A 26,417-nucleotide genomic window follows, 5' to 3' on the forward strand; every position below is an offset into this window, starting at 1 on the left:
ATCATGGCTGAAACAAAGATCGAACTGTTGACCCGTTCCGTCTTCAAACGAAATCCCATCGCCTTGCTGATCCTTGGTATCTGCTCGGCCCTGGCCGTCACGGGCCAGTTGGCGACGGCGCTGGTTATGTCGGTCTGTGTAACCGTCGTTGTTGCCTTTTCGAGCCTTACCATCTCCATCGTACGTTACCAGATCCCGGCAAGTGTACGGATAGGGTTGCAGATCATGGTCATCGCCACCCTCGTCATCTTGGTGGACCAGATATTAAAGGCGTATGTCTTCGAACTCTCCAAACAACTCTCCATCTACGTTGGGCTCATCATCACCAACTGCATTGTCATGGGGCGAGCCGAAGGATTTGCCATGTCCAACCCGCCAGTGGCCTCTTTTGTCGACGGTATAGGTAACGGCCTCGGCTATTCCTGCATCCTGATGACCGTCGCATTTATCCGGGAACTGTTCGGCTCCGGCTCTCTGTTTGGTTTTGAGATCCTGCAGCTCACCACAAACGGCGGTTGGTATATCCGTAACAGCATGCTGGTCCTTCCCGCCAGCGCCTTTTTTATCATCGCCCTGCTCATCTGGCTGATTCGCACAATCGATCCGAGTCAACAGGAGAAAGATTGATGGCCCATTATATAGAGATTATTTTCCAATCTGTTTTTATCGAGAACCTGCCACTTAGCTTTTTCCTGGGCATGTGTACTTTCCTGGCCATCTCCAAACAGGTTAAAACCGCTATCGGCCTGGGCAGTGCTGTACTCTTTTTGCAGATCATCACGGTTCCGATTAACAACCTCATTCTCAACACAGTACTGAAACCAGGAGCACTCGCCTGGGCCGGCCTCCCGAACCTCGACCTCACCTTCCTTGGCCTGTTAACCTACATCGCCATAATCGCAGCCGTGGTACAGGTCCTGGAAATGGTACTTGATCGCTTTCTCCCCGCCCTCTACAACACTCTCGGTATTTTCTTGCCGCTTTTAACGGTGAACTGCGCAATCCTCGGTGCGACCCTTTTCATGGTGGAACGTGATTATACTTTTGGGGAGTCCATGGCCTACGGGGTCGGAGCAGGAGGCGGTTTTTTCCTGGCCGTAGTACTGTTGGCCGGAATTCGGGAACGATCCGAGTATGCGGATCCTCCGGCAGGATTAAAAGGTCTTGGCATGACATTTATTACTGCCGGTCTTATGGCTATCGCCTTTATGGGGCTGGCCGGCATGAACTTATAGACAATTTCAAATAGCTAAGAATATGAATGAGATAATAGTAGGCGTCACCTGCTTTCTTATTTTACAGTTTCTCCTCGTCACCCTTATTGTGACTGCCCGGAAGACACTGCTTCCCAGTGGGGATGTTACCATTACCATCAATGGGGAAAAAGAGGTATCGGGAAGCCCGGGCGGCAAACTGCTCACCTCTCTGGCTGAACACGGCATTATCCTCTCCTCTGCCTGTGGAGGCGGAGGCAGTTGCGGCCAATGCAGGTGCATAGTCCGTGAAGGGGGTGGTTCGATACTGCCCACTGAGAAATCCAAAATAAACAACCGGGATGCCCGCGCAGGTATGCGCCTCTCCTGCCAGGTTCCAGTCAAGAGGGATATGAACATTGAAGTCCCTCCCGACATGCTCGACGCCAAAAAGTGGCAATGCACAGTGGGCTCAAATGATAACGTGGCAACATTCATAAAAGAGCTGGTCCTGGAACTGCCGCCTGGAGAAAATGTTGATTTCAGGGCAGGTGGCTACATCCAGATAGAGGTTCCCCCGCACACCCTCTCCTATGCCAGCTTTGATATCGATGAGCGGTACCTGAGTGACTGGACCAAATTTCAGATGTTCCAATATTCCTCTCATGTTCATACGCCGGTCACCCGGGCCTACTCAATGGCGAACTACCCCGGTGAAAAAGGAATCATTAAACTCAATGTTCGAATCGCCAGCCCTCCTCCGGGAGCAACCAAGGAAATACCTCCAGGACAAGTTTCTTCCTATATTTTTAATCTCAAGGAAGGAGATGAGGTCACCATTTCCGGCCCGTTCGGTGATTTCTTCATGGACGACAGTGACTCAGAGGTCATCATTATTGGCGGTGGGGCGGGAATGGCTCCCCTGCGAAGCCACGTTTTTGATCTTTTTGAGGGACAGCAGACTGACCGGAAAGTCTCATTCTGGTATGGCGGCAGGAGTCTCAAGGAGTGCTTTTACCTCGAAGAGTTGAATGAAATGGCTGCAACGCATGAAAATTTCACCTTTCATCTCGCTCTTTCCAATCCATTGCCGGAAGATAATTGGGAAGGATATACAGGTTTTGTCCACGTTGTCCTCTTCGACAACTATTTGAAAGATCACCCGGCCCCCGAAGATGTTAATTATTATATCTGCGGCCCGCCGGTCATGAACGAGTCCGTAACCAAGATGCTCGAAGATCTGGGGGTGGAACCCGAAAACATTCACTATGACGATTTTGGCGGATAAATCAGGGACAAACGTACACAATGACAACATACATGCTTCTACTGCTTATTACTTTCTGCATCATGGTCACCGCCGCTCTCATTATCAATTACAGTAAACAACGAGCCGGCAAAACCAGGCACGGGCTGACCGGCATGTGTCATGAAAGCGGTGGTGAAATGTGCTCCTGCTGCAGCAGTAAATATCTCTCCAACGACTCCCGCTGTGAATGACCCGGCTGCCCGCTTGACAGCAACAAGCGGACATGCTATTGGTCAGACCACTTTTATTTACATTTATTTCCCCAGAAATTCATAAACGGTAACATGTTATGACTGTGTATCTTCTCTACCTCGCCCTCGGTGCTGTTGCCGGTGTTCTGGCCGGACTGCTCGGTATCGGCGGCGGTCTTATTATTGTCCCCATGCTCTCTTTCACCTTTGCCATGCAGGGGATGGACCCGGCATATATTCTGCATTTAGCACTCGGTACTTCGCTGGCAAGTATCATCTTTACCTCAATATCAAGTCTCAGGGCTCACCATAAACGTGGAGGTGTTATCTGGCCGGTTTTCTGGAAGATTATACCAGGCATCCTGATAGGTACTTATTTCGGTTCATGGGTCGCCTCCCATCTTTCCACCTCTTTTTTGAAGATATTCTTCGGCCTCTTTCTGCTTTATGTTGCCACCCAGATGCTGCTCGGTTTTAAACCCAAAGCATCCCATAACCTTCCCGGCTCTCCCATAATGATAGGAGCCGGATCTATTATTGGTATCTTTTCAAGCCTGGTGGGCATCGGTGGCGGCACTCTCTCTGTCCCGTTCCTCGTCTTCCACAACACTGTTATGCAAAAAGCCATCGGAACCTCAGCCGCCATCGGCCTGCCGATAGCACTGGCCGGTTCAAGCGGGTATATTATTCACGGGCTGGGTCTTAACCTGCCACAGGGAGCGTTTGGTTTTGTGTACCTGCCCGCACTCGCAGGAATCGTTGCCGCCTCGGTGTTCACCGCCCCCCTTGGGGCAAAACTTGCTCACAGCCTGCCGGTAGAGAGGCTAAAGAAAATCTTCGCTGTGCTACTGTATCTTGTGGGGCTGAAAATGCTCTTAGGAAGCCTGTAAGACTCCCCTGTACGCTCCTCCGGTACGCCCTCCATCTCTTCCACCCTGCTCTTCTTATGATCAGACTGTATCCACACATCCAACCTTTATGTACCCACGAATATTCATTTAGTTTTCACGTGCTTTATCGTGACCATTCTTATGTTTTCATAAATTTTATTGTTTTTTTTTGACATATATCTCATAATATCCTATCATGATTTAATCATGACACGGAATAGACCGCCGATTGGCAAGGAATAAGTTATGAAAGTAGATACAACCAACCTTGAAATAATTCGACATTTGCGAAGTGGACGCAAGTCTTACAAGATTATTGCTCAGGAGCTGTCCATTACCGAAAATACCGTCCGCAGTCGGGTTAACAAAATGATCGAGGAGGGTTTGCTTGATATCTCGGGTAACATCAGGGTCGATGCATTACCAGGTCACCATCTGCTCTATCTCGGAGTAAAACTCAACTCCATGAACCTGCAACAGAAGGCCGAGGAGTTCAGTAAACTAAAAGGTGTGATCTCAGCAGGAATCGTCACCGGAAGATACGACCTCATTCTCCAGGTGCTACTTAACAACGATTATAACCTGCTCGAATTCATTACCACACAAGTTCCAAAGATACAGGATGTCCAGACGGTGGAAAGTTTCGTCGTCTATGAAGGGTATAATCTCAAAGTTCCTTACATACTGTAAGGGTACGGCAAACCTGGAGTGGCTTCATCCCCACCTCTCCTCCGGGGGTGGAGTCACTCCAAGAACACTTTTTTACAAACCAAACAGGGGTGACAACAATGATCGTCGGTATCTTAAAAGAAATCAAAGTGCTTGAGAATCGTGTCTGTATGACACCGGCCGGTGTCGAAGTGATGTGTGCCAACAACCACCAGGTACTGGTGGAGAAAAATGCCGGTCTCGGCAGTGGTTTCCCGGATGAACTATATGTTGCAGCCGGTGCCACTATCGTTGAGACCCCTGCAGAGGTCTACGCCAAGTCGGACATGGTTATGCATGTCAAAGAGCCACAGCCCCAGGAGTACGAGATGATCCGCGATGGTCAGATCGTTTTCACCTACCTGCACCTGGCTGCAGATGAGCCCCAGACCAAAGCTCTGATGGCCGCAAACTCCATCAACATCGCCTACGAGACTATCCAGAAAGCCGACGGCTCACTGCCGCTGCTCACCCCCATGAGTGAAGTTGCAGGCCGTATGGCCACCCTGCAGGGTGCTTACCACCTGCAGATCCCGACCAACGGACGTGGTGTTCTGCTTGGAGGAGTTCCGGGTGTAGAGCCTGCAACCGTTGTTGTTATCGGTGGCGGTATCGTCGGTATCAACGCTGCCAAGATGGCATGCGGACTCGGCGCCAAAGTTTATCTGCTCGATAACAACCTCGACAGACTCCGCTACCTCAGTGACGTTATGCCAAGCAACTGCATACCGGTTATGTCCAGTACCCCTAAGTTGCGTGAGCTGTTGGCAAGTGCGGATCTCGTTGTCGGTGCGGTCCTGATCCCGGGTGCCAAGGCTCCGAAACTGATCACCCGCGAAATGCTGGGAGTCATGAAAAAAGGTTCTGTACTGGTAGATGTCGCCATCGATCAGGGCGGCTGCTTTGAGACTTCCAAGGCTACTACCCACGCAGAGCCCACCTATGAGGTAGATGGTATTATCCACTACTGTGTGGCCAATATGCCGGGTGCCTACGCCAAGACCTCGACTTTGGCCCTGACAAACGCCACCCTGCCGTACGCAGTTCAGATCGCCAACAAAGGTTGGAAGCAAGCTTGCCTGGACAACAATGAAATCAAACTCGGCCTGAACGTCATCGACGGCAAGGTCACCTACAAGGCTGTTGCCGAGGCGTTTAATCTCGACTACACCCCGGTAGAAGATGTATTGAAGTAGTAGCAAGGAGCAACTATCATATCTCCTTTCGGAGATCATGCGCACCTCTCTTTCCTCTTGGCCGCAGTTCCTTTCGAACTGCGGCCATTTGTGTTTTTACCTGAAAGATTCAGCTACTTCCTGGATGACGGAATCCAGTTTCATTTTACCCATGGCAAGGTTACCGTCCTTTTGCAGCAGCATAACCAGGTGGACATGGGCTTTCCCTGCGGCGCTCTCAGAAAAGCTCTCGTTTTCATTCAAGCAGCGAGCGATTACATGGGCGCTTGGAGCCTCGACATGTACTTGCTGGCCTCGCCCGACATTCATAATATCTGTTGCCTTCTGGGCCTTCAGGAGAACATCGTTGGCCAATGAACCAATCTCGGCCAGTTTCATGTTCGAGTTATTGACCTGACCCGCCATTTCCCCATTGGGTGTAAAGACTCCGGCGGCCATGAAACCTTCCACATCACTTAATTTAGCCAAGCTGTCTTCAATTTTTCCCATGTTTAGATCTCCTTGTAGTATTTCCTGCACTTCTGCAAGATGTTCCCCAGAATCAGTCTGGGATGGTTCAGCTGATACAATATGAGCTACCTGGTCTTCATCCCCCCGGTTATGGATATCACGTTCGCTACTTTCCAACTCACTTTCCTCTTTTGCTCCCAATCTCTCATCTTGTAATCGCATCCCCTCTATCAACAAGGACATCAGGGGAGTATCGATCATTCTCGGGATCCTTCTCTTCGGAAGTTTCTGAAAAGTGATGGTCACATTGTCTGCGGCCAGAAGGTGGTAGAGAGCCTCTTCTCCCTTCAGGCCATCTGCCACCGCCGCATATATCTCACCTTTATTCAGGTAGATATGGCCTTTCAGGTTTTCGCCGGTGATATTTAACAGGCAGGTCTTCTGCTCCATGGAGAGAAGTTGCAGAAAATTCGCGAGAGAAAACCCGGCCAGCGACCCCTCATCTCCATCTTGCCGTAAGCCGCCCCGGATGGCCTCGGCCAGCTTTTCGATATCAATTGGCTTTTCTAATAGCTTTAGGGTACCGGCCACATTAAGCTTCTCTTCTATTTCCGGGGTAGCAAAGGCGGTCATCACGATCGAGGGCATAAACGGGAAACGTGATGAGAGGTAGGCGAGAAGCTCAAATCCATCCATTTCCGGCATTCGTAAATCTGTTACAACCAGATCGACACCATCCTTTTTGAGTATCTTTATTGCTTCCTTACCGTTTCCCGCAGTATGAACTGAAAACTCTTCCTGATAGTTTTTCAGGCCAGCCTCGATGGACTGCAGCAATCTTGTTTCATCATCTACGATAAGAACCTGTTTCATTATCAGCCTGTCAGCTAAGGATTATGGAAGTGGATTCTGCCTGCATTTTTGTGATAGCACAAATCGTGCCAACCATATTTCAACAAAAATCTGTTACATTTTGTTCCGTGACTCTCGTACAGCTCATTCAGCACCATCCCCCAAGACCCTTATAGGACTGAAATAAAACACATTTCAAAACATCTCTTAACGGGGAGGTATCTCAAGCACAAAACCTGGCAACTGCCAGACCAGTGGAAGGGTGATTGAAAACAGGTGACCTGTTTTGCTACAGCTGGAAGCAGTTTGCTGGATATCCGAAAATATGCGATGCAACATGCCCAACTAACTGATATTTCCTGATAGGTAAACTAAACAACCCTCGTCTTTAAGACGAGGGGTTCAAGAGGGGTCGATTGGAAATCGACTGTTGTCGGCATTAACCGGTTCACCCTCATGCTCTTCAATATACTGTTGAATCATCTCATCGGTTATGTTGCCTGAACTCACGGCAAGGTAACCTCGAGCCCATAAATGCCTGCCCCAAAATTGCTTTTTTAGGTGGGTAAATTCGGACAATAGGACCCGCGAGCTGATTCCTTTTAACCATTGAACGATTTTACTTATATTCTGGGTCGGTCGATACCCTATAAACATATGAACATGATCGCTCGCTACTTTGCCAGAGATCACTTCAAGTTCATGTTCATATGCAATTTGCCTGAGGATATCACGAGTGCGCACAGCAACTTCACCCTTCAGTACCTTTTTTCGATACTTGGGGATCCAAATTATGTGCACCTTCAGGTCTGTTTTTGTATGAGATCCAAGTCTGTAACGTCGCATAGCGACAATTTTAATCTTCTCTTCGCCTAAAGGCGAGGGGTTTCAACCATCCCCGACGGGGACACTAAAGATAAGAGAGGGTGGAGACGAACGTCTTTGTCGCAGCGTAATAGAGGATGAGGAGGATAACTGGCTCATTCTGAGACAGTGTTTGCATTTAGGCCATACTGATCCAATTTCCGGATAAGAGTTGAGCGGGCCACCCCCAGTGCTTTCGCGGTTCTGGTACGGTTTTCCCCAAGTTTTCCCAATACCGAACGAATATACTCCTTTTCTACCTCGGCCAGGGTAGCAATAGTACCAGGCCCTTCCTGCCAGGCCGGTTCATTCTTTTCAGTATGGGTTTCCCGTAACAATTTTGAGGGGTAAATGAATCGCCCTTTGGATAAAATAACAGCCCGATCAATGATATTGCGAAGCTCTCGCACATTACCTGGCCATTCATATTCGAGAAGAGCCTCAATCTCGCCACGTTCAACCTGTAGTTTCCCGTCCGGGGCAATAGTTGCCAGAAAGTGATGGGCCAACTCGGCAACATCTTCCTTTCTCTCCCGCAGAGGCGGAATATGTATGCGCATAACACTCATCCGGTAATAGAGGTCTTCGCGAAACCGCCTCTCAGCAATAGCCTTTTCAAGTTCTACATTCGTTGCCGCTAAAACGCGGACATCAACGTGAAAGCTTACACCTCCACCAAGGCGCCGAATCTCACCGCTATCGAGTACACCAAGCAACTTGGCCTGCAGGTGTAAAGGCATCTCACCAATTTCATCAAGAAACAGACAGCCCCCATCGGCCATTTCGAACAACCCTTTTTTACGTTTATCTGCCCCGGTAAACGCCCCTTTCTCATAACCGAAAAGTTCAGACTCGATCAGATTTTCTGGCAGCGATGCGCAGTTAATATCGATAAATGGCTGCTCTCTCTCGCCATGAAGATAATGGATGGCTTTCGCTAAAGCGGTCTTGCCGGTTCCTGTTTCTCCGGTTATAAGCACCGGCACACGATTGGACGCAGCCCGGACCACCAGCTCACTGATAGGAGCAAGCCCCCCTTCAAGACAAAGCAGCCTGTTCTGCAGCGAATCCTGATGTTCCTTGAGCCGCTGTATCTGCTCAACATGTTCAAGTCGAACTGTGCGAAACGCCAGGCTCACAGCAAGCGCCAGCTCCTCGAGTTCGACCGGTTTCGAGAGATAATCGTGGGCTCCGTTGCGAAGCGCCCTGACCGCATGTTCAAAACTCGGGAAAGCAGTTATAAATATTATCTTGGTTTGGTCATTACACGCCAGGATTTGCTCACATAACTCAATTCCTTCCCCATCCGGCAATTTCTGGTCCAGCAGCACCACATCTATTCGATGATTCCGGCACCACTCTACTCCGGCTTTGCCGCTACCGACCGAGGCAACAGACAACTCGCCTGAAAAGTGTCTTTCAACTGAATGGCAAAACAGCGAATCGTCATCAATGACCAGCAGCTTCCTGTCAGCGCGGCTCATGAGCTCTACCCGGCAGTGTTATGGTGACGGTGGTACCTAAACCCTCGTAGCTTTCAACCTGTATGGTGCCGTGCATCGCCACCAGCATCTTCTTCACGATTACCAGCCCCAGGCCGGTCCCATATGTCTTGGAGGTGAAAAATGGTTTAAACAGGTTCTGCTGATCGGACTCCGGGATACCCTTACCGTTATCATCAACCTTGACCTCAACCTTTTTCCCCCGTGAGGTACAGCTGATAATGATTTCTGGTGAATCATGCCTCTCCAGGGAGTCGACCGCATTGGTCAACAGGTTTAGCAGGACATGGTGCAGGGCACGGCTATCTGCACGCACCAACAGATTTTCATCTGTAATAATACTCCTGAATCGAATATTTTTCTGTTCGAGATCGTTTTTACTGAGCGCTATAAAATCTTTCAAAAAAGAGGCCAAGGAAATAGTCTCAACAACCGGTTTCTCAAACAGACTGTAGTTTTTCAGAGCTTTGAGAAGATATTCAATCCGGGAAACCTCCTGTAGAGTTCGATCGAGAAATTCGGCAACGGTATCATGATCGTACTCCACAAGATTGCGCTGTAAAACGCTGAGCGCCATCTTAATTGAATTGACGGGATTTCCGATCTCATGGCGGATACCTGAGAAAACATAACCGAGATTTTCCGTCAGGTTGGCTGCCTCGATTACCGCCTCCATTTTCTTGCTTTCGGTAATATCCGAAAGCATGATGATCCTGTTATGGGATGTATTGTCAAGTGCAAGCTCTTCAACCACGAGTTGCCGGTCATAGAGGCGCATTGTTGCAGGCGGGCTTTCATCATCTCCTTCAGCACCAGCCCCTGAGACTGTGCCCAGGAAATTATAAAGTGAAGACGGAAAAACCTGTTCAGCTTCCATCCCTACGACCTCATCAAATGACACGCCAAGCATCTCACCGCCGGACCGGTTCATATACACCACCCGATTGGCTGACAGCTCGATAATTCCCTGAGACATGTTTTCAAGGATCAACTTAACGTGATGGTTGCGCTGTAAAAGTTCCCTAGTGATTCGCCGTGGATAGAGCTGGCCAGTTCCTTCGACACGCCCCTGGTGTTGCTGCCGTATAGGGGAGAGCGCTGCGTCCATCGCCTTCCTGAGAAGCAGCCTCATTTCCCTAAATGGCCCCTTGGCGATACAGCTGTTCGCACCGCATGAAATATCGATATCCTGCTCTTTTGCAACGGCAGAGACAATCACCACATATACTTCTTTTAAGTGGTCATGGTTACGTATCGCCCGGCAAAGATCATCACCTCCCATCTCCGGCATGATCAGATCAATAAATATTACATCCGGAACGTAGTCTCTGAGGAGATCGAGACAGTGGGAACCATTTTCCGTGCAGGTCACCTCATGACCGGCCCTGCTGAGAAAGTCTGAAGCCAGTTTGAGGAAAACAGGATCATTATCGACAATCAGAACTCGTTGGGAATCCCTATTCATTAAGATACCGTTATTGGAGTTGCGACCAGTCACCGCCGGTGAGTCCATGGTCGCAAGCAACTACTTTTTTTAAAATCTGACCTCAATATTTCACGAAAACGCCAACCTGTTTTTACTATATAAAAATATTAAATATTTAAATCTCATCATCCATATTTTTTAGCGGGTACAGTTTGTAACGCGAAAGACAGCTTGAGCTCAAACTCTATATTCACATCGGGGTCTTGACTGCTGAGTTCATAGTCAAAGTATCAAGGGCGCAGCTGTAATAATCTACTGCAAAATCTTGATAACGAAGAGGATAGACTCAGCAGACACATGAAATATCTGGGTTAAGCGTCAGGTGCCAGAAAGAGTGATAGACTCATTCTATGGAACAGATAGGGATATGTCAAATGCAAGTTGTTTATTGATAACAAGATGCTAATAGATATACAAACTCCAGAGATTCTCCGGACAGGGTTATTTCAGGCAGAATCATGACAACTCAATCGAAAAAACAAAGTGCCTCCCAAAACACCTACAATTTTCTTACTTGGTCATTTTGCAGTTTTTGAGGCAGAAGAACTCAGTGATATTTTATCTTGTAGAGCGAAGAAGAATTAATCAGTTGTTTCGTGAAGTTGAAACAAAAAAACACACTTTAATTACACCACCTCCAGCCATTTATTGTCTATTGTGGGTTGTGCCAACCATGGCAAGAAATTTGTCAGGGCCCATGGCTACAATGGAAGTATGATAAACAAATATATTTCTGTTGAGGAACCAACCACCACAAGGCAGCACGTCAGCCCAACCAGAACCCCGGAGGCAATTATGTTTTCCCAGACAGACTCAATCGTTCTTCTTTGGCTCTTACCCGTACTCCTGAATATCGTTCTTCCTCTGTCCTTGCTCGCAGGCTGGCTAATCATCAAGCCATTTTTGACATTTAAACAGCATGAGACGGAACATAAAGTGTCACCTACAGGAGTCGATACAGCGTTCTCGGCATCAAAACAATAATCAGGTTGACCCAATAATTAAATGGAAGGTCCTGATAGATACTTTACTCATTGAGCAAAATGGAAAAAGTCCCTGGTAATTATTGATTATTACCAGGGACTTTGCAGAGAATTTTATGGAGACTCTGCTATCTCCATAAAAGGTAGGCTTTAATAAAAGGGTCCAGACCGCCGTCAAGAACCGCATCAACATTTCCAGTCTCGTGCTCTGTACGATGGTCTTTTATCATTCTGTAAGGCTGGAGCACATAGGAGCGGATCTGGCTCCCCCAGGCAATATCTTTCTTGTCACCACTCAACCCTTCCTGGGCTTCTGCCTGCTTCTCCTTTTCCAGCTCATATAACCGGGCGGCAAGCATCTTCATCGCCATATCCTTGTTTCGATGCTGACTCCGCTCATTCTGGCACTGCACCACAATATTGGTAGGCAGGTGGGTCAAACGGATCGCAGAGTCAGTCTTGTTGACATGCTGTCCCCCGGCACCACTGGCCCGATAGGTATCGACACGAAGGTCTTTTTCCTCGATCTTCACATCAACACTGTCGTCGAGTTCCGGCATAACCATCACCGAGGCAAACGAGGTATGCCGCCTGCCACTGGAATCAAACGGGGAGATCCGCACCAACCGGTGAATACCCAATTCCGAACGCAGGTATCCATAGGCGTTTCTGCCCTTGAATAGAATAGTGACCGATTTGACACCCGCCTCATCGCCTGGAAGATAGTCGAGGATATCGGTTTTGAATCCCCGGCCCTCTGCCCATCGCAGGTACATCCGCAACAGGATATCGACCCAGTCCTGGGCCTCTGTCCCGCCTGCACCAGCGTGGATAGAGACAATGGCATTGGAATTATCATGTTCACCACTGAACATGCATTCCACTTCCGCTACCGCAATCTCGGACTGTATCAGCCTGAGCTGTTCGGCGACTTCGAGTTCTGCCTCGTTGTCGTTTTCTTCTGCGGCCATTTCAAGGAGCAATTCATACTCCTCTATATTCTCCCACCAGCCTTCCCACTCACGGATTACATCCTGGATCTGCCCATGCTCCTTCTGCACTTTCTGGGCTTCTTCCGCCTTGTTCCAGAAATCAGGAGCCAGCGTTAATCTCTCCAGCCGCTCCAGCTCTTCTCTTTTATAGGGTAAGTCAAAGATGCTCCTTCAAGGCCAGAAGTCGACCTTTCAGATCGCTTATGATCTGTCGTGATACACCAGCACCGGTTTCTATAGACATTGCTTTTCCACTCTCAACGTTATTCTTATACAAATAGTATCGATGAATTCAAATCCATCAATACCGACTACCTTATGGGTTCCCACAAGTATACCATGTTCTTTGCCGTCAGCCGACAGCTGAATTCAGCTTCCCTTTTCGCCTCCGGACCGCTTTTTTCGCACCCATATCACCGCAACCAGACCAAATCCGCAGAGACAACAGAGCGGTCCGAACAGGTAACCCCAGCGGACAAACATAGTGGTCTGCGTCAGTAACGGAACAGTTCTGGCGCCACTCCAGGGAGTGAATATTTCGGATGCTCCTTCAACCCGGCCAAGCGGATCGATAAAGCCGGAGATACCGGTATTGGCAGACCGCACGATACTCCGGCGTGTCTCCACTGCCCTTAATACCGTCATGGCCATACTGTGATATGGGGCACTGGATCTACCATACCAGGCATCATTGGTCAAATTAACAAGCACATTAGCCCCCTTTTCAACCCATTTTCTGCCCATATCTCCAAAAATGGATTCAAAACAGATGAGCACCCCGATTCTGGCATTGCCGAAATCCAGGGTTCCTTCTATCCGGCCGGGGCTGAAATCACCCACTGCCTCAACAAGAGGAGCCAGGAAAGGTAAAAACCGTTTCAGGGGTACATATTCCCCGAACGGCACCAGGTGGGATTTATAGTATGAACCAGCTATTGAGCCATCTGGCAGATAAAGTTGAGCACTGTTGAAATAATTGATCTGCCGTTTCTCTATATCAGCTATCTCGTACCATGGCGCGCCTGTGAGCACAGCAGTTCCGCTCCTCGCCAACCCGTTATACATCTCGTACATTCCCGGATATGCGGTGGGATAAAAGGGAAGCGCCGTTTCTGGCCAGACGACCAGTTCCGCATTTCTTTCTGCAACAAGAGTGTCCGTAGCCGCCAAATAAGTACCGACTGTCCTTTGCTGCTGATCGGGAGACCACTTCATGGACTGGTCGATATTGCCCTGAACCACGCCCACCGACAGAACCTCTGTCCCCGGGAGCTGTAATATACGATCAACATCCCCCTGCCGCCAGGTAGAATAGGCAGCAACAACACCAATCATCGAGATAGTCACTACCATTGGCAGGATATTTTCAGTTCGATTCTGCCACCGGAGTATCAGGAGAACTATCTGGGTATTGAGCAGCAGCAGTAAAAAGGTCAAAAGATGATGACCAAAAAGATCCGCCGACTGGACGAGAAGAGGTACACCCGCTACCCCGTACCCGAGATCCATCCAGGGAAAACCACTGAAAAGAAAGGAGCGTAACCAGTCCAGCCCAACCCAAAGAGACGGGAGGCCGACCAGCAGAGCCAGAGGTGAGAAGTGCCTCAGCATCAGGCTGCCGCACCAACCGAAAATGGCCATATAAACAGCCATATAGGAGAGCAAGAGAAACAAGACAGGTACAGCGATAAAGAGCGGCAAACCACCATATTTTGAAAGCACTGTCACCAACCAGTACAACTGCAGTCCGTAACAGGCGAGCCCCACAAGGTAGCCGAGAACAAACGCCTGTTTACCCGTCAGGGAATATAAGCAGAGGATAAAAGGCACCAGGGCTACAGCCAGCAAGAGCCACAGTTCCCCCCCACCTGGAAATGCCAGCCAGATAAGCAGCGGGGTTACAAAACCGAGAAAAGGCAAACGGAAACGTGCCACAGACATCAATCGTCACCTTCTCCGGGCACCCGCCGGATGACCACCATCTTGATATGGCGTTTTGAGGCGCTTTTCACCTCGAATTCCAGCTCACCGGCCACCAACCTGTCCCCGGTCTTGCCAAGCCGACCCAGATGGTGAATAACAAGGCCACCTACTGATTCAAAGGGTCCTTCTGGCAACTCAACCGAAAAGAACTCCTCAATCTTTTCCACATCCAGTCGAGCATGTACCACGATGGTATCATTATCGACTTTTTCGATCATATCCTGATCGTCATCGTATTCGTCATCGATTTCCCCGACAATCTCTTCCAGAATATCCTCGAGGGTGATAAGACCGCGCACGGTGCCGAATTCATCCGTCACCATCGCCATATGGCTTTTCCTCATCTGGAATTCACGCAGCAGGTCAACAATATGTTTCTTTTCACCAATGAAATAGACCGGACGAAGGAAATCGTCGATACAATACGGCTGGTCCTGCTGTCGGGCACAGAGTTGCAGTAAATCCTTGGCGTGAAGGATACCGATTACCCGGTCCGGATTTTCACGATAGATAGGAATTCGGGTGAAACCGTTATCGATGACAACATCGATAATCTCCGTCATGGGCTGGGAGGCGTCAAGGCTAACAACCTCAGCTGCCGGGGTCATGATCTCGGCAGCGAGCGTATCACGAAAGTCAAAAATGGAGTTGATCATTCTTTCTTCAAGACGGGTGATCAACCCCTGCTCTTCACCGTCTTCGAGTAATTCCAGGATTTCATTCTCCAGGTCTTCCGTCGTTTCCGGTTTTCCAAACGGGACGAGAGAGAGCAACTGCTTCAGGATGCCTTTTCGTTCGGAAGACTCATCCTGTTCCGCATCATTTTCCTTTTGCATGTTTTATAAGAAGTTGAATAATTTTCTGTATTCCGTTTTAAATTCCATGAACTGAAAAAGCCTTTCAACCGTATCCCAATTCGATTATCCTTGCCGGAATACAGGAGGTTTTAAAGAGCCTATTAACCTGATTGTAGTAGGTATGGGTATTCAATTCCCTTGTCAAGAAGAAAAAAACAATCCTACCCCGTTGATCGCTTATTGAACCCCTGCCTTGGAATTTTACACTTTTTTCCCTTTTCTTATCGACATTGCGTGACTATAGTAGTGTCGTTTCATAATCCCCCACACTCTGATCTTTCTGACAACAGATGGTCGGAGTTTTTTATTATTACCTGATAGTATTCAAACAGACACATTCATAAGTAAAATATAGAGGACAATTAGTTTGGAAGGAAAGGTACTCATAGCAAATCGTGGTGAGATTGCCATCCGGATCATGAACGCCTGCAAGGACCTCGGCCTGGAATACGCCGTCGTCTATACCGAGGCGGACAGGGACTCCGAACATGTACAATGCAATATCACCGAAGGTCCCAACCAGAACGCCTGGCGTATCACCAGTTATACGGATCCCAACGATATCCTGGCCGTTGCTGACGTCACCGGCTGCACCGCCATCCATCCCGGCTACGGTTTCTTCTCAGAAGACTACCGGTTTGCCAGGCGGGCTACAATCCGTGATCGGGCGCTGACATTTATCGGCCCGAACTGGGAGGTTATCAAGAGTCTGGGCGACAAGATCAACACCAAACGTGTTGCCAACAAACTCGGCATCCCGACCATTCCCGGCACCGACGCCCCCATCTATAACGAGATGGAGGCGGAAGAGATCGCCCAGCAGCTTCTCGACAACCAGACCGCTGAAGGGATCGAGAACCCATCCATCCTGATCAAGGCGGCAGCAGGTGGCGGCGGTATGGGTATCGAGGAAGTGACCGAGATCGAGCAGTTCCGGCGCGTCTACAGGCAACTGCAGAACTATGCCAAACGGCAGTTCGGCGATGGCGGTGTCCTGATAGAACAATGCTTGCGGGACTACAATCACCTGGAAGTACAGTTGCTCTGTTCAAAGCATAATGAGCGTATTCATTTCGGCTCACGAAACTGTACCATCCAGTCCACGGGGCGTCAGAAACGCGTCGAAGCGGCACCCGGCTTTCACGAGTCCTGCTTCGAATATGATTTTGATGAACAGAAGGTACTGGACAAAATAGTCCAATACTCACTCAAATTGGCTGCTCACGTTCAATACGATAACGTCGGCACCTGGGAATGGATCGTCAGCCGCTCCGGCCAGCCGTACCTGCTTGAGGTGAATACAAGAATCCAGGTTGAAAACGACATCTCTGCCCGTATCAGCTATCTTGACGGCCAGCAACCCAATCTTATTCGCGAACAGATCCGCGTCGCCTTGGGAGACAAGATAGGCTACAAGCAGAACAAGGTTGAGTTCAGGGGAGCATCTATCGAACTCCGTATCGTGGCCGAAGACACACGTCGTGGCTTCGCGCCGTGGATCGGCACCATTGAGGAGTTCTCCTTGCCGGAATACGACTGGTCAGTGGTTTACACCCACGTCCCGTCAGACCGCCCCTACCCAATCCCGAGCGACTTCGACCCGAATTTGGCACTGGCTCTGGTCTGGGGTGACGACATGGACCAAGCCAAGGCCCGGGCAGTACAATTTATTGATGAAACGGTGATCCGCGGCAAGGATTCCAGCGACAACCCGATCATCACAAACCTCGAATATCTGCGAAATAATCTGGACCGTCTGCTCGCTTTCTAGGCAGCCCGGCCAGTCAATATACATTTTATGAACAATCAGCTCAAACAACTCATAAAAATAGAGGAGCGGATCAACTATCTGCTTCAGGTAAAAGATTATGCCAACTGGGGCAACCTAGAAGGTTTTAAGGCAACCTGCGACCAACTCAAGCAAAATCTCTACGATCATACGGAAGAACAGCTTGATGCTGAAATCCGTAAGCTCAATGATTCCATTTCCTTTCTTGAGGAACGGGCCGAAGAACATTTAAGCCCCATGGAACGGGTCCGGATCGTACGCTCCATCCAGCGGTTCAGTCTCAAGGACATCCTTGAAAATGTCTACGAGGATTATACTGAACTGGGAGGCGAGGAAGATGCTAATGTCGATCCTGCCATGATCTGTGCCAAAGCCACCATCGTCAGGAGGGTAAAGAAAAAGACCTACACCTCCTCGGTTATGGTCATTGGCCAGGAGACGGGCCATGGTGAGGAATTCCGTAACGGCGGCTCCTGTAAACCTGAGGGCAACGAGAAGGCTCTCAGGTTCATGAAGGTTGCTGAGACCGAAGGTATTCCTATCCACAGTTACATTTTCACTCCAGGTTCATACCCTGTTGAAGAATATCCGGGTGCCGCCCAGCAGATTGCACGGAATATCTACGCCATGACGAAGCTGAGGGTTCCCATCGTCTCTATGATCTCTGAAGGGGGGTCTGGTGGTGCAGAAGCAATCGGTCTCTCCGATTACCGCATGATGGCCAGCCATGGGTACTATTCAGTTATTTCACCAGAAGGTGCTGCCGCCATTGAAGGAAAGATACGGGAAGGATCAAAGGTACCGAAGGAACTGATCGAAGTATGTGCCGACCGGCTCCGCCTTACCGCTCAGGACAACCTGATCCGCGGCACCATAGACCGCATGATCCAGGAACCGCAACTTGGCGCCAGAAGAGACGATTTTGCTTTTTTTAACCAACTCCGTGAAGAGATGATCGAGGCCACCAACAAAGTGGTCCTTGACACCAAAAGTTTTAAAGCCTTTCGTTCACTTGAAATCCATCGTAAGAAGAAACATGAAGAAGACGATCGCCAGGTCATGGTCTCCTGGGACCTCAACAAGGAAGAGGTAAAAAAACTTCTGGAACTGAGATCCCAGAAGTATTGGCAAATGGCCACGTTCGGTTACACCGGTGAACCGGAGGCAACACAGAACAGATACAACCTGGCCAAGGTAAAAACGGAGAAGGTCTATTACACCGTCCGGTACGATATCCTTAAGAACCACAAGAAACAGGTTCACAAGGTCCTAAAGGATGTCTCCGACGAAGGTTCGGTTATGCTCAAGAAGCTCACCGAACCGGTAACCGCCGTCATAGGGATGCTCAACAAAAAGAAAGAGAAAAAACCCGTAAAACTTCTTACATATACCAACGGCCACAAGGAAGAAGACCGGATAGTCGATCCTCTTGAGCTGACCGACACTTACACCAGCCCGCTGGCCAACGAAGACAGGACCGTCAGTTGCCCGAACGCAGAGAAGCACAACTGCAAGGATCTCTGGATCCCGGATCTGTACGGTGAGTTTGCCGGAGTCTGCGAGACCTGCGGCCACCATTTCCCGCTCGAATACCAGTGGTACTTGGAGAACATCTTCGATACCGGCTCGCTCAGGTTTTTTAACTCCCATATTTCTTCAGGAAACCCGCTTGAGTACACCGGATTCTCAGACCGGCTTCAGTCCGCCAAACGGAAAACCGGCAACAATGCGGGTAATATGACCTTCCATGCCAAGATCAACGGCATCCAGATCGTAGTCTGCATGCTCTATTCCGATTTCCGGAATGGGACGGTAGGAAGTGCCGAAGGCGAAAAATTCGCCCAGGCCTGTGACCTCGCCAAGAGGAAGAAACGTCCGCTGCTGGCTTATATACACACCACAGGCGGCATTCGCATCCAGGAAGGCACGCTCGGTGTGGTCCAGATGCCGAAATGCACAATGGCGGTACGGGAATATATCGATTCCGGTGGTTTGTATATTGTTGTCTACGACAATAACAGCTACGCAGGACCGGTGGCCTCGTTCTTAGGCTGCTCCCCCTACCAGTTCGCCATCCGTTCAAGCAGGGTTGGTTTTGCCGGACCACGGGTTATCCGCGAGACCACCGGCATCGACATCCCGCCCGATTACCACTCCGCCCGCAATGCTTTGAGGCGCGGACATATTCAGGGAATCTGGGATCGCCGGGAATTCCGTCGCAACCTGCATAAGTCACTACTGACCATGGGCAGCTCGAGTCTCTATTACAGATAACGAACACCGCCTATTCAATCGCAAATCCCGGACCAATCTGGTCCGGGATTTTTTTTTGCCTAAACTTACATGCTGTTTGATATGTCCTGGCCTTAAAGTGTAAAAACGATTCTTCTGTTGGAAGTATTACTGCTGAAGATCCTGGCTGGGGTAATAGGATAGAAATAAAAAAAAATAACAGCGTATTACCTTCCACCAACAGAAAGTTACATGATACGTCATCTTCGTGGGATACTATGCAGATATCACAGCATCCTCAGAAGAGTCGTCCTTGTCAGCGAAGGTCAGAAGTTGAATTTTAATTAGTCAGATCAGTATCAGTCTTAGACGTTTAAGGTGATGAAGATTAAAGAGGTATTCTACATCTGTTCCTTCTTTTGTACCGCTTTACGACAAAGGGAAAGAACCAGTAGGATAGACAGACAAATGGCCGCCACAGCCCATAGGAAAACCACAGCCAGGTCAAACAATGGTATCCCGTCATAAATGAGAGCCCTCCGCACCAGCCTGAAAATAAATTTTGCCCCACTCAGCAGAATAACAAACTGGTAGAGAAGCGCACAGAACAGAAACAAGATGGCCCCCGGCTCCATTGCCCCAGCCTTACTCTCCGATTTGAAATCGGCAAAGTACATACCAAAACCCAGGGCGAAACCGAGACAGCTCCAGGTTGTCAACAGACCGATAAAAACGGATACCCAGCGCATCGGCCCTTCTATCTGCAACAGGTTATTCGATACCACCACCAATCCCAGGCTCAGCAAGGTGAAGGGCAGAAAATAGAACTGGTATTTATACCAGAGGTATTGTCCCCAGGTCAGCGGCGAGGTCTGGATAAGATAATATGCGCCCCTTTCTGCAGAAATAGAAGGATAGACAAAACGGGTGGCAAGCGATGCCGCCAGAAAACCTGAAAGCCCAATATTGGCAAAAGAGATCAGGTTGCTGATAAACTCCACAGACATGGGGGAACGATCAAGCGGGAGCACCTTGAAGTTGTAAAGGTAGACGACGATCAGTGCCGCGACCATGAAAAACTGGGACCACTCACTCGAGTCGCGCAGGAAATATTTCAATTCCTTCCGAAAAATCCAGGCCCGGATAGAATGAAACCGACGAACCGGTTTAAACGCCTGGTGCCCTCCGAAAGATTCCTGTGATTTTGAATACCCCGCTGTAAAAAAACGATTCATCAAATATTGGCCGAAAAAAAACAATACCAGCGGAGTGGTCAAAAGCAGGCCCGCCAGCAACCAGTCGATCTCCCTTTCCAGCAGGTAGGAAGAGAGCATATTGGCTGCCCAGCCGGCAGGCAGCCAGGGACCGGCGGGTGCGGATACAGCAGAGAAGTAGTCGATAAATTGCCCATACTTTTCAGGATTAACCAGATCCTCCGGACGGATCATGCGAAAGACCAGATACAGGAAAAGCCCAAAGCAGAGTGAGAGGTAAAGAACGATATCCTTTGTTCTTCTTGCCGGGAAGAAATAGACCACCACCACGGTCACAATGGTGGCAACAGCTGTGGCTATCACCATTACGGTAGGCACCGTAATACACAGCAGAGGCCAGAACAAAGGCCCGGCATCAAATATCTGCCCATAAGCGCCAAATACCGGCAGGGAAAAAATCAGGATCATCCAGGAGGTGTGGATGGCAGTGGTGATAAAACGCATCAGGTAGATTTCCGACGGTTCCACCGGGGAACTCAACAAAATCTCATTGTCTTCCGCCAGATAAAAGGTGGAGACAGCCGAGATCATGGAGGAAAAAATAAGCATGGCAAAAATCATGATCCAGGCCATCTGGAATATCTTCAGACTCAGGATGACACCCAACTCATTCTGGCTATGGAAGTACGTTAGTACCCTGGCTGTAACCAGATAAATAGTGACACAAACAGCCAAGCCGACCAGGACTATCAGAATACTGCTCAAACCCATTTTCTTGCCGGGAAACAACCGGTTCAGACTGGTCTGCAGCCACGGTTGCAGAAGGCGCATCTGCTCCATGTCAGTCCTCTGCCTCCGCTACTTTCGAGACGGGCTCCCGCAGAGCTCTTATCACCTCCTGCAGCTCAAAGGCCCCGGTCAGTTGGAGGAACACATCTTCTAAGTGTTCCTTATCATTTCCGGCCATCGTCCGGAGTTCCTTCATTGTGCCGGTGGCTCGGATTCGGCCACCGACAATGATAGTAATCCTGTCACAGAGTTCTTCAGCGATCTCCATGGAGTGGGTAGAGAGAAAGATCGTTTTCCCATCTCGTGCCTTTTGGCGGAACAATTCTTTTACAACCCGTGCGCTCTTCGGGTCAAGCCCCACCATCGGCTCATCGACAACAATAAGCTGCTGGTCGAGCATTAGTATCGAGGTCATGATCAATTTCTGGCGCATGCCGTGGGAGTATCCTTCGATCAGGTGATGCCGCCAGTCCTGAAGGTCAAACAAAGTGAGGTATTGGTCCGCGTTCTCCAGTCCTCTCCCAGCGGCAGCCTCCGGATAGAGACTCTGAATAAAACGCAGGTATTCCTCTCCAGTCAACTTCTCATAGAGAAAAGGCCGGTCCGGAATATAGCCCGTGACTTTTTTGCATTCGAGCGGCTCACTCACCATCCGTCTGCCATTTATCTTTACCTCCCCCCCTGTTGGGCGCAACAACCCGACGAGCATCTTGATTGTTGTGGTCTTACCGGCACCATTAGGGCCTAGAAATCCATATATTTCTCCCTTCTTCAGGGAAATATTCACATCGATCACCGCTTCAAAACCGGCAAAAGACTTACAGAGATTTTCGGTTCGCAGGATATCCGTCATATTACTCTTTTTCATTATCTGGTGTAGTCGTTTTGTTCGAATCATTCCGGGGCAACACCTCAATTCCCAGTTTTCCGATAAGCGCGCCGATGCGAACCTGTTCTTCCATCTCACCCCGCAGAAACTGTATGTGGCTCACATCGGCAGGCAGCTGGTTGGTCGTGGTGTCAAGCGATAGCCATCGGTCACCCACACACACTTCGTTCCAGGCATGGTAATAAAAGGCTTCTTTATGGTAGACCACCCCTGCGGCGATATGAGTCGGTATACCAACACTGCGGGCGAGAGCCGCAAACAGGGCTGCATGCTCGTTACAGTCACCCACCCTGTTGACAAAGGTGGTGCGGGCATCGGGGATACCCAGTACCGGCCGCTTTTCTATATTGGTATAGACCCAGTCTGCAAGCGCCTTTATCTGTGCCAGTCTCCCGTCCCTCCCCTCAATAAGTGACCTGGCCTGTTTTACGATTTCCTGATCCTCTGCCTGGATATACGGTGAGGAGACAAGAGCGGCCTCAGCCCCGTCACAGGCACCTTGCTGTTCCCCGCTATACTCCTGCAAAATCTCTCTGGTAACCGTCAGCACGGACCCCTCTAGCTGCTGCCTGCCATCATCAAGATCAAAAGCCTCTCCTTCCGGCAGCTCAAGACGATAACTCAATTGCTCCAATTCATCGAGATCCGGCATCGTGCCGGAGATTTTTACCGCCACTGCGGCCAGCAGGTCATCACTGGTTTCATCAAAGGACAGTGCCTTGAATTTAGGTTCTTTAAGAAAAACAAAGCCTGCCGGAGACTCTTCCTTAACGACATCACCGTTATCATCTAGCCAGAAATTGATACGTGCACCACTGTAATTCTCCATAAATTTATGAAGATTATTGACCCTGCCGTTTATCAATACCCGATCCCTGCCCTTATATTCGATCACAGTTGATTTGGCAGTAAGACTTACCGGATCAAAAGAAGGAATCTTAACCTTATCACCCTCGTTCAGGGTATCCGTCAAAAGATAACCACGCCGGGCCGTAGGCAACATGGGCGGCTGCTCTACCGGGATGGAATTTCTTATGGTGTTACTGCCGGTTGTAAGCTCAAAGACCACGGCCCCTTCTACCACCTCACCTTCAGCCGACATCCTGTAAAATGGAGAATCAAAAGAAAACGAAAACGTTCGAAGCGTAGAATCAGCAAGCAGAACCGCCTGAAGTCGCAGATCAATCAGGTGCTCCATATTGGAGACATTGATACGCATCTTCGCCTTCTGGTCAATCCGTACCGTATTCTCTTCACCTATAGTATAGTTGTTTACCACATAACCGATCTTGGCATCCTTGAAATAGATCCCCTGATACTCCTCTCTGTCTGCCCGGTTTAACAGTTGCTGCTGATCCGCCGTTACGGATGTGATAAACACATCCCTTTTAAACAGGCCAACCAGCAGGAGAACCCAGACAACAACTACCGCAGTTTTCAGTATGGTCGGTATCTTTTTGTTCATACTCATAAAATAGAATTCATGGTTGGTTTTGCCCATCTGAGAGTTACGTATAAAATGTATACTTCCATCAAGAATAGCAAGTCGACTGCCTTATTTTACGTTTTCGACAACCAAATAACGTTATAATATTACACTAATAATAGAGATATCCTCAAAACCCGACTTGAGGATTATCCACGATTCTGGTAGAACGTGCATACTCTCCGCTGGCGTATCAACCAGTGGTACTTATCTTACAAAGAATAAACGCCCACAATCCTACAGGTTCAGACACCATGAATAACCAGCAGTACGTCTCTGTCCACGGCGGGCATAGCGGACAATTCTGTCACCACGCCAAGGACATGTTGGAAGACATCATCCTGAAATACATAGACCTCGGTTACAGCTGGGTTGGCGTAACTGAACACGTGCCGGCCATCAGTAAAGAGCTTCTCTACCCGGATCAGGTTGAAGCGGGTTTCACCCCTGAGTTCCTGATGGACCGTTTCGCCGGTTATGTTGAGGAGTGCCGTCGCCTGCAAAAAAAGTATGCCGACACGATAACAATATACACCGCTATGGAGATAGAAACCTATAGTGGATACGACACGTTTATCCCCATGTTGCTTGAGCGTTTTCAAACGGATTATATCGTCGGTTCTGTCCATTTTGTTAACGATATGGGATTTGACTACTCCCTGAAGCAATACGACAACACGGCAAAATCCGTGGGTGGTTACGATACCATGTATTGCCGTTATTTCGATTTGCAGTATGACATGATCAAGCTACTTAAACCTTCTGTTGTCGGGCACTTCGACCTTATTCGCATATTCGACCCTGAATATCGGTTTCGCTTGCGTAAACCGGAAATCAGCAAGCGGGTTGTGCGCAACCTCGAATTGATAATGGATCTTGGCCTCATTATGGATTACAATCTACGTTCGCTGCTTAAAGGCGCGGATGAGCCATATATAACAGATTCAATACTGCGTATGGCGCAGGATATGGGAATCAAGGTGGTTCCGGGAGATGACTCCCATGGACTGGACAACATCCATCTCAATATGGAACAGGCCGTAAAGACACTCGATTCACTCGGATTTGATACAAACTGGCCCCGACCCCAAATATACAGCTACTAAGGCCGCGGCAGGGATTTCACCCACCCCCCCATGCCTGCCCGGCACATCGGTCATATGCGACCGGAGAGAATTCCTCTTGTGGAATCCGGCTGTCATCTCCGGTTACTTCTTTTCCCTGAGGGAACTGCTTCGTGAACATCCTGATAGTAGAACCATCAAAGATCTTTCAACTCTCCCTCGAAGGGATCTTCAAGGATTATGCAACCTCTTTTTTTGCTTGCACATCAGGTTCCAGGGCACTGGAAATATACGAAAGCTCACCAATCGACCTGATCTGTCTCTCCTTTTACCTCTCTGACATCGACGGTCTCGAACTGGTCTCCCAGATCCGCAAACTGAAATTCGGAGAGACCATCCCCATCCTGATGATCACCTCAAAAGAGAGCCAGGAAGCCATCGCTGCAAGCCTGCACGGTGGGGTCACTGAAATTTTCAGGAAGAACAGACTGAGCGAGATTGAAAACTACCTTAAAATTTACGCAGAACACGCCCGGCAGCAGGCGCATCTCTCCGGCAATATCCTGGTTATAGACCGAGACTCCCTCCAAGTCCAGGAGATTATAACGTACTTCCAGGATACCAAGCTTAAATTCATACACTTCACAAATGCCGAAGCAGCAGCAGAGATGGCACGAACGGCGGAGTTCGACCTGGTTATCACCAGTGTGGTTCTGGATGGCAGGATGAGCGGACTTGCCCTTATTCGTGAGATACGGGATATCAACGAAACAATGTACAGAGTCCCTATCCTAGCCATCTCGGCCATCGCCCATGTCTCGCAGAAAATTGAATTATTGAGAGCCGGAGCCAGTGACTATATCCAGAAACCGGTCCTGCTTGAAGAGCTTCGGGTTCGCGTAAAAAATCTGTTACATAATAAAAAGCTCTTCGACACGGTCGAATACCAACGACAACAGATGGCAGAACTGGCCATCAGGGATCAACTGACCGGGCTTTACAACAGGCATTACCTTTTGGATATCGTCGACAGAACAATACAAGAGGCGTACAGGTACAATTACCCAATTTCACTCCTCGTTATCGATATCGATCATTTCAAAAAGGTCAACGACACCTATGGTCATTCTACCGGTGATCTTGTATTAAAGGGACTCGCCGACCTCTTGATGGAAACATTCAGGGGCACCGACACTCCCATACGCCTGGGCGGTGAGGAGTTTGTGGTGCTCCTTCCCCACTGCAGCAGCCAGGACGCTATCAACCGGGCTCAGTCGCTGAGGTTGCAGATTGGGGAACTTTGTCCCGGCGGCATCAGGATCTCAGCAAGTGTCGGGATATCGGTAATTCCTTCCGACACTAATATCACGTATGAACAACTTTTCGCCGCCGCCGATGAAGCTGTTTATGCCGCCAAGGCAAGCGGCAGGAACTGCGTGGCTTTCCGGGAACCGGTTGACCATACTCGCTCATTGGAACTTCCATAAAAATCAAACAG

General features: G+C 49.2%; 21 protein-coding genes. 11 read left to right on the forward strand and 10 right to left on the reverse strand.

Annotated elements, in window-relative coordinates:
• The first annotated feature begins 3 nt into the window (after window positions 1–3).
• The 7 genes from GA520_RS17145 (at window position 4) to ald (ending at window position 5,487) form a co-directional block, all read left to right on the forward strand.
• Window positions 4–627, forward strand: a complete 624-nt coding sequence (locus GA520_RS17145) for an NADH:ubiquinone reductase (Na(+)-transporting) subunit D (RefSeq protein ID WP_163337646.1) — start codon at window positions 4–6, stop codon at window positions 625–627.
• The gene (nqrE, locus tag GA520_RS17150) at window positions 624–1,235 is read left to right on the forward strand and encodes an NADH:ubiquinone reductase (Na(+)-transporting) subunit E (RefSeq protein WP_370362724.1); all 612 of its coding nucleotides are present in this window, start codon (window positions 624–626) and stop codon (window positions 1,233–1,235) included. The genes GA520_RS17145 and nqrE overlap by 4 nt, the downstream gene beginning before the upstream one ends.
• Before the next feature lie 22 nt (window positions 1,236–1,257).
• Complete coding sequence (nqrF, locus tag GA520_RS17155) at window positions 1,258–2,481, forward strand: NADH:ubiquinone reductase (Na(+)-transporting) subunit F (protein ID WP_163337648.1); 1,224 nt, start codon at window positions 1,258–1,260, stop codon at window positions 2,479–2,481.
• Between the two features lie 20 nt (window positions 2,482–2,501).
• Window positions 2,502–2,693 carry a hypothetical protein gene (locus tag GA520_RS17160; protein ID WP_163337649.1) on the forward strand — a complete coding sequence of 64 codons (192 nt, stop codon included), beginning with the start codon at window positions 2,502–2,504 and terminating at the stop codon, window positions 2,691–2,693.
• Window positions 2,694–2,791: 98 nt separating this feature from the next.
• Window positions 2,792–3,583: a sulfite exporter TauE/SafE family protein gene (locus tag GA520_RS17165; RefSeq protein WP_163337650.1), complete on the forward strand. Its 792-nt coding sequence runs from the start codon at window positions 2,792–2,794 to the stop codon at window positions 3,581–3,583.
• A 246-nt stretch (window positions 3,584–3,829) separates the two neighbouring features.
• Window positions 3,830–4,273, forward strand: a complete 444-nt coding sequence (locus GA520_RS17170) for an Lrp/AsnC family transcriptional regulator (protein WP_163337651.1) — start codon at window positions 3,830–3,832, stop codon at window positions 4,271–4,273.
• 98 nt (window positions 4,274–4,371) lie between these two features.
• Window positions 4,372–5,487, forward strand: coding sequence for an alanine dehydrogenase (ald, locus tag GA520_RS17175; protein ID WP_163337652.1), 1,116 nt, complete (start codon window positions 4,372–4,374; stop codon window positions 5,485–5,487).
• A 96-nt stretch (window positions 5,488–5,583) separates the two neighbouring features.
• Here the strand turns inward: ald and GA520_RS17180 are convergent, their stop codons facing one another.
• The 7 genes from GA520_RS17180 to GA520_RS17210 all read right to left on the reverse strand — a co-directional run bounded on the left by GA520_RS17180 (window position 5,584) and on the right by GA520_RS17210 (window position 15,435).
• Window positions 5,584–6,810, reverse strand: coding sequence for a response regulator (locus tag GA520_RS17180; protein ID WP_163337653.1), 1,227 nt, complete (start codon window positions 6,808–6,810; stop codon window positions 5,584–5,586).
• A gap of 381 nt (window positions 6,811–7,191) precedes the next feature.
• Entirely contained in the window at window positions 7,192–7,635 is a 444-nt protein-coding gene (tnpA, locus tag GA520_RS17185) for an IS200/IS605 family transposase (protein WP_163336264.1), read from the reverse strand.
• Between the two features lie 134 nt (window positions 7,636–7,769).
• Window positions 7,770–9,137, reverse strand: a complete 1,368-nt coding sequence (locus tag GA520_RS17190; RefSeq protein ID WP_163337654.1) for a sigma-54 dependent transcriptional regulator — start codon at window positions 9,135–9,137, stop codon at window positions 7,770–7,772.
• Window positions 9,124–10,668: an ATP-binding protein gene (locus GA520_RS17195; RefSeq protein ID WP_163337655.1), complete on the reverse strand. Its 1,545-nt coding sequence runs from the start codon at window positions 10,666–10,668 to the stop codon at window positions 9,124–9,126. The genes GA520_RS17190 and GA520_RS17195 overlap by 14 nt, the downstream gene beginning before the upstream one ends.
• A gap of 1,084 nt (window positions 10,669–11,752) precedes the next feature.
• A protein-coding gene (prfB, locus tag GA520_RS17200) for a peptide chain release factor 2 (protein WP_205749250.1) occupies window positions 11,753–12,860 on the reverse strand; the annotation gives its coding sequence in 2 pieces (ribosomal slippage) (window positions 11,753–12,775 and window positions 12,777–12,860; 1,107 coding nt in all).
• Between the two features lie 125 nt (window positions 12,861–12,985).
• Window positions 12,986–14,557 carry an apolipoprotein N-acyltransferase gene (gene lnt, locus GA520_RS17205; protein ID WP_163337656.1) on the reverse strand — a complete coding sequence of 524 codons (1,572 nt, stop codon included), beginning with the start codon at window positions 14,555–14,557 and terminating at the stop codon, window positions 12,986–12,988.
• Window positions 14,557–15,435 carry a hemolysin family protein gene (locus GA520_RS17210; RefSeq protein WP_163337657.1) on the reverse strand — a complete coding sequence of 293 codons (879 nt, stop codon included), beginning with the start codon at window positions 15,433–15,435 and terminating at the stop codon, window positions 14,557–14,559. The genes lnt and GA520_RS17210 overlap by 1 nt, the downstream gene beginning before the upstream one ends.
• A gap of 388 nt (window positions 15,436–15,823) precedes the next feature.
• Here GA520_RS17210 and GA520_RS17215 point away from each other — a divergent pair, with 388 nt between their 5' ends.
• Together GA520_RS17215 and GA520_RS17220 are read left to right on the forward strand one after the other, a co-directional pair.
• A complete protein-coding gene (locus GA520_RS17215) occupies window positions 15,824–17,227 on the forward strand; it encodes a biotin carboxylase N-terminal domain-containing protein (protein ID WP_163337658.1) in 1,404 nt (467 codons plus the stop codon).
• 27 nt (window positions 17,228–17,254) lie between these two features.
• Window positions 17,255–19,519, forward strand: a complete 2,265-nt coding sequence (locus GA520_RS17220; RefSeq protein WP_163337659.1) for a carboxyl transferase domain-containing protein — start codon at window positions 17,255–17,257, stop codon at window positions 19,517–19,519.
• A gap of 359 nt (window positions 19,520–19,878) precedes the next feature.
• On the opposite strand, the gene GA520_RS17225 is transcribed toward GA520_RS17220, so the two are convergent.
• The 3 genes from GA520_RS17225 to GA520_RS17235 are packed head-to-tail and all read right to left on the reverse strand — an operon-like array spanning window position 19,879 to window position 23,834.
• Window positions 19,879–21,531, reverse strand: a complete 1,653-nt coding sequence (locus GA520_RS17225; protein ID WP_163337660.1) for a hypothetical protein — start codon at window positions 21,529–21,531, stop codon at window positions 19,879–19,881.
• Between the two features lies 1 nt (window position 21,532).
• Window positions 21,533–22,378, reverse strand: coding sequence for an ABC transporter ATP-binding protein (locus tag GA520_RS17230; RefSeq protein WP_304511242.1), 846 nt, complete (start codon window positions 22,376–22,378; stop codon window positions 21,533–21,535).
• Window positions 22,335–23,834: a transglutaminase family protein gene (locus tag GA520_RS17235; protein WP_163337661.1), complete on the reverse strand. Its 1,500-nt coding sequence runs from the start codon at window positions 23,832–23,834 to the stop codon at window positions 22,335–22,337. The genes GA520_RS17230 and GA520_RS17235 overlap by 44 nt, the downstream gene beginning before the upstream one ends.
• 275 nt (window positions 23,835–24,109) lie before the next feature.
• Between GA520_RS17235 and GA520_RS17240 the strand changes: the two genes are divergently transcribed.
• Entirely contained in the window at window positions 24,110–24,961 is an 852-nt protein-coding gene (locus GA520_RS17240) for a histidinol-phosphatase (protein ID WP_163337662.1), read from the forward strand.
• Window positions 24,962–25,092: 131 nt separating this feature from the next.
• Window positions 25,093–26,406, forward strand: a complete 1,314-nt coding sequence (locus GA520_RS17245) for a diguanylate cyclase (protein ID WP_163337663.1) — start codon at window positions 25,093–25,095, stop codon at window positions 26,404–26,406.
• The last annotated feature ends 11 nt before the right edge of the window (window positions 26,407–26,417 follow it).

Source organism: Desulfopila sp. IMCC35008 (genome assembly GCF_010646885.2).
GTDB lineage: Bacteria > Desulfobacterota > Desulfobulbia > Desulfobulbales > Desulfocapsaceae > Desulfopila.

What these genes read in the sequence shown, in the direction of transcription:
- GA520_RS17145 (WP_163337646.1), top strand. Translation starts at nt 4, where the DNA reads ATGGCTGAAACAAAGATCGAACTGTTGACCCGTTCCGTCTTCAAACGA.
- GA520_RS17170 (WP_163337651.1), top strand. Translation starts at nt 3,830, where the DNA reads ATGAAAGTAGATACAACCAACCTTGAAATAATTCGACATTTGCGAAGT.
- lnt (WP_163337656.1), bottom strand. Translation starts at nt 14,557, where the DNA reads ATGTCTGTGGCACGTTTCCGTTTGCCTTTTCTCGGTTTTGTAACCCCG.
- ald (WP_163337652.1), top strand. Translation starts at nt 4,372, where the DNA reads ATGATCGTCGGTATCTTAAAAGAAATCAAAGTGCTTGAGAATCGTGTC.
- GA520_RS17225 (WP_163337660.1), bottom strand. Translation starts at nt 21,531, where the DNA reads ATGGAGCAGATGCGCCTTCTGCAACCGTGGCTGCAGACCAGTCTGAAC.
- tnpA (WP_163336264.1), bottom strand. Translation starts at nt 7,635, where the DNA reads ATGCGACGTTACAGACTTGGATCTCATACAAAAACAGACCTGAAGGTG.
- GA520_RS17210 (WP_163337657.1), bottom strand. Translation starts at nt 15,435, where the DNA reads ATGCAAAAGGAAAATGATGCGGAACAGGATGAGTCTTCCGAACGAAAA.
- GA520_RS17160 (WP_163337649.1), top strand. Translation starts at nt 2,502, where the DNA reads ATGACAACATACATGCTTCTACTGCTTATTACTTTCTGCATCATGGTC.
- GA520_RS17240 (WP_163337662.1), top strand. Translation starts at nt 24,110, where the DNA reads ATGAATAACCAGCAGTACGTCTCTGTCCACGGCGGGCATAGCGGACAA.
- GA520_RS17230 (WP_304511242.1), bottom strand. Translation starts at nt 22,378, where the DNA reads ATGATTCGAACAAAACGACTACACCAGATAATGAAAAAGAGTAATATG.
- GA520_RS17235 (WP_163337661.1), bottom strand. Translation starts at nt 23,834, where the DNA reads ATGAACAAAAAGATACCGACCATACTGAAAACTGCGGTAGTTGTTGTC.
- GA520_RS17190 (WP_163337654.1), bottom strand. Translation starts at nt 9,137, where the DNA reads ATGAGCCGCGCTGACAGGAAGCTGCTGGTCATTGATGACGATTCGCTG.
- GA520_RS17220 (WP_163337659.1), top strand. Translation starts at nt 17,255, where the DNA reads ATGAACAATCAGCTCAAACAACTCATAAAAATAGAGGAGCGGATCAAC.
- GA520_RS17165 (WP_163337650.1), top strand. Translation starts at nt 2,792, where the DNA reads ATGACTGTGTATCTTCTCTACCTCGCCCTCGGTGCTGTTGCCGGTGTT.
- GA520_RS17195 (WP_163337655.1), bottom strand. Translation starts at nt 10,668, where the DNA reads ATGGACTCACCGGCGGTGACTGGTCGCAACTCCAATAACGGTATCTTA.
- GA520_RS17180 (WP_163337653.1), bottom strand. Translation starts at nt 6,810, where the DNA reads ATGAAACAGGTTCTTATCGTAGATGATGAAACAAGATTGCTGCAGTCC.
- nqrF (WP_163337648.1), top strand. Translation starts at nt 1,258, where the DNA reads ATGAATGAGATAATAGTAGGCGTCACCTGCTTTCTTATTTTACAGTTT.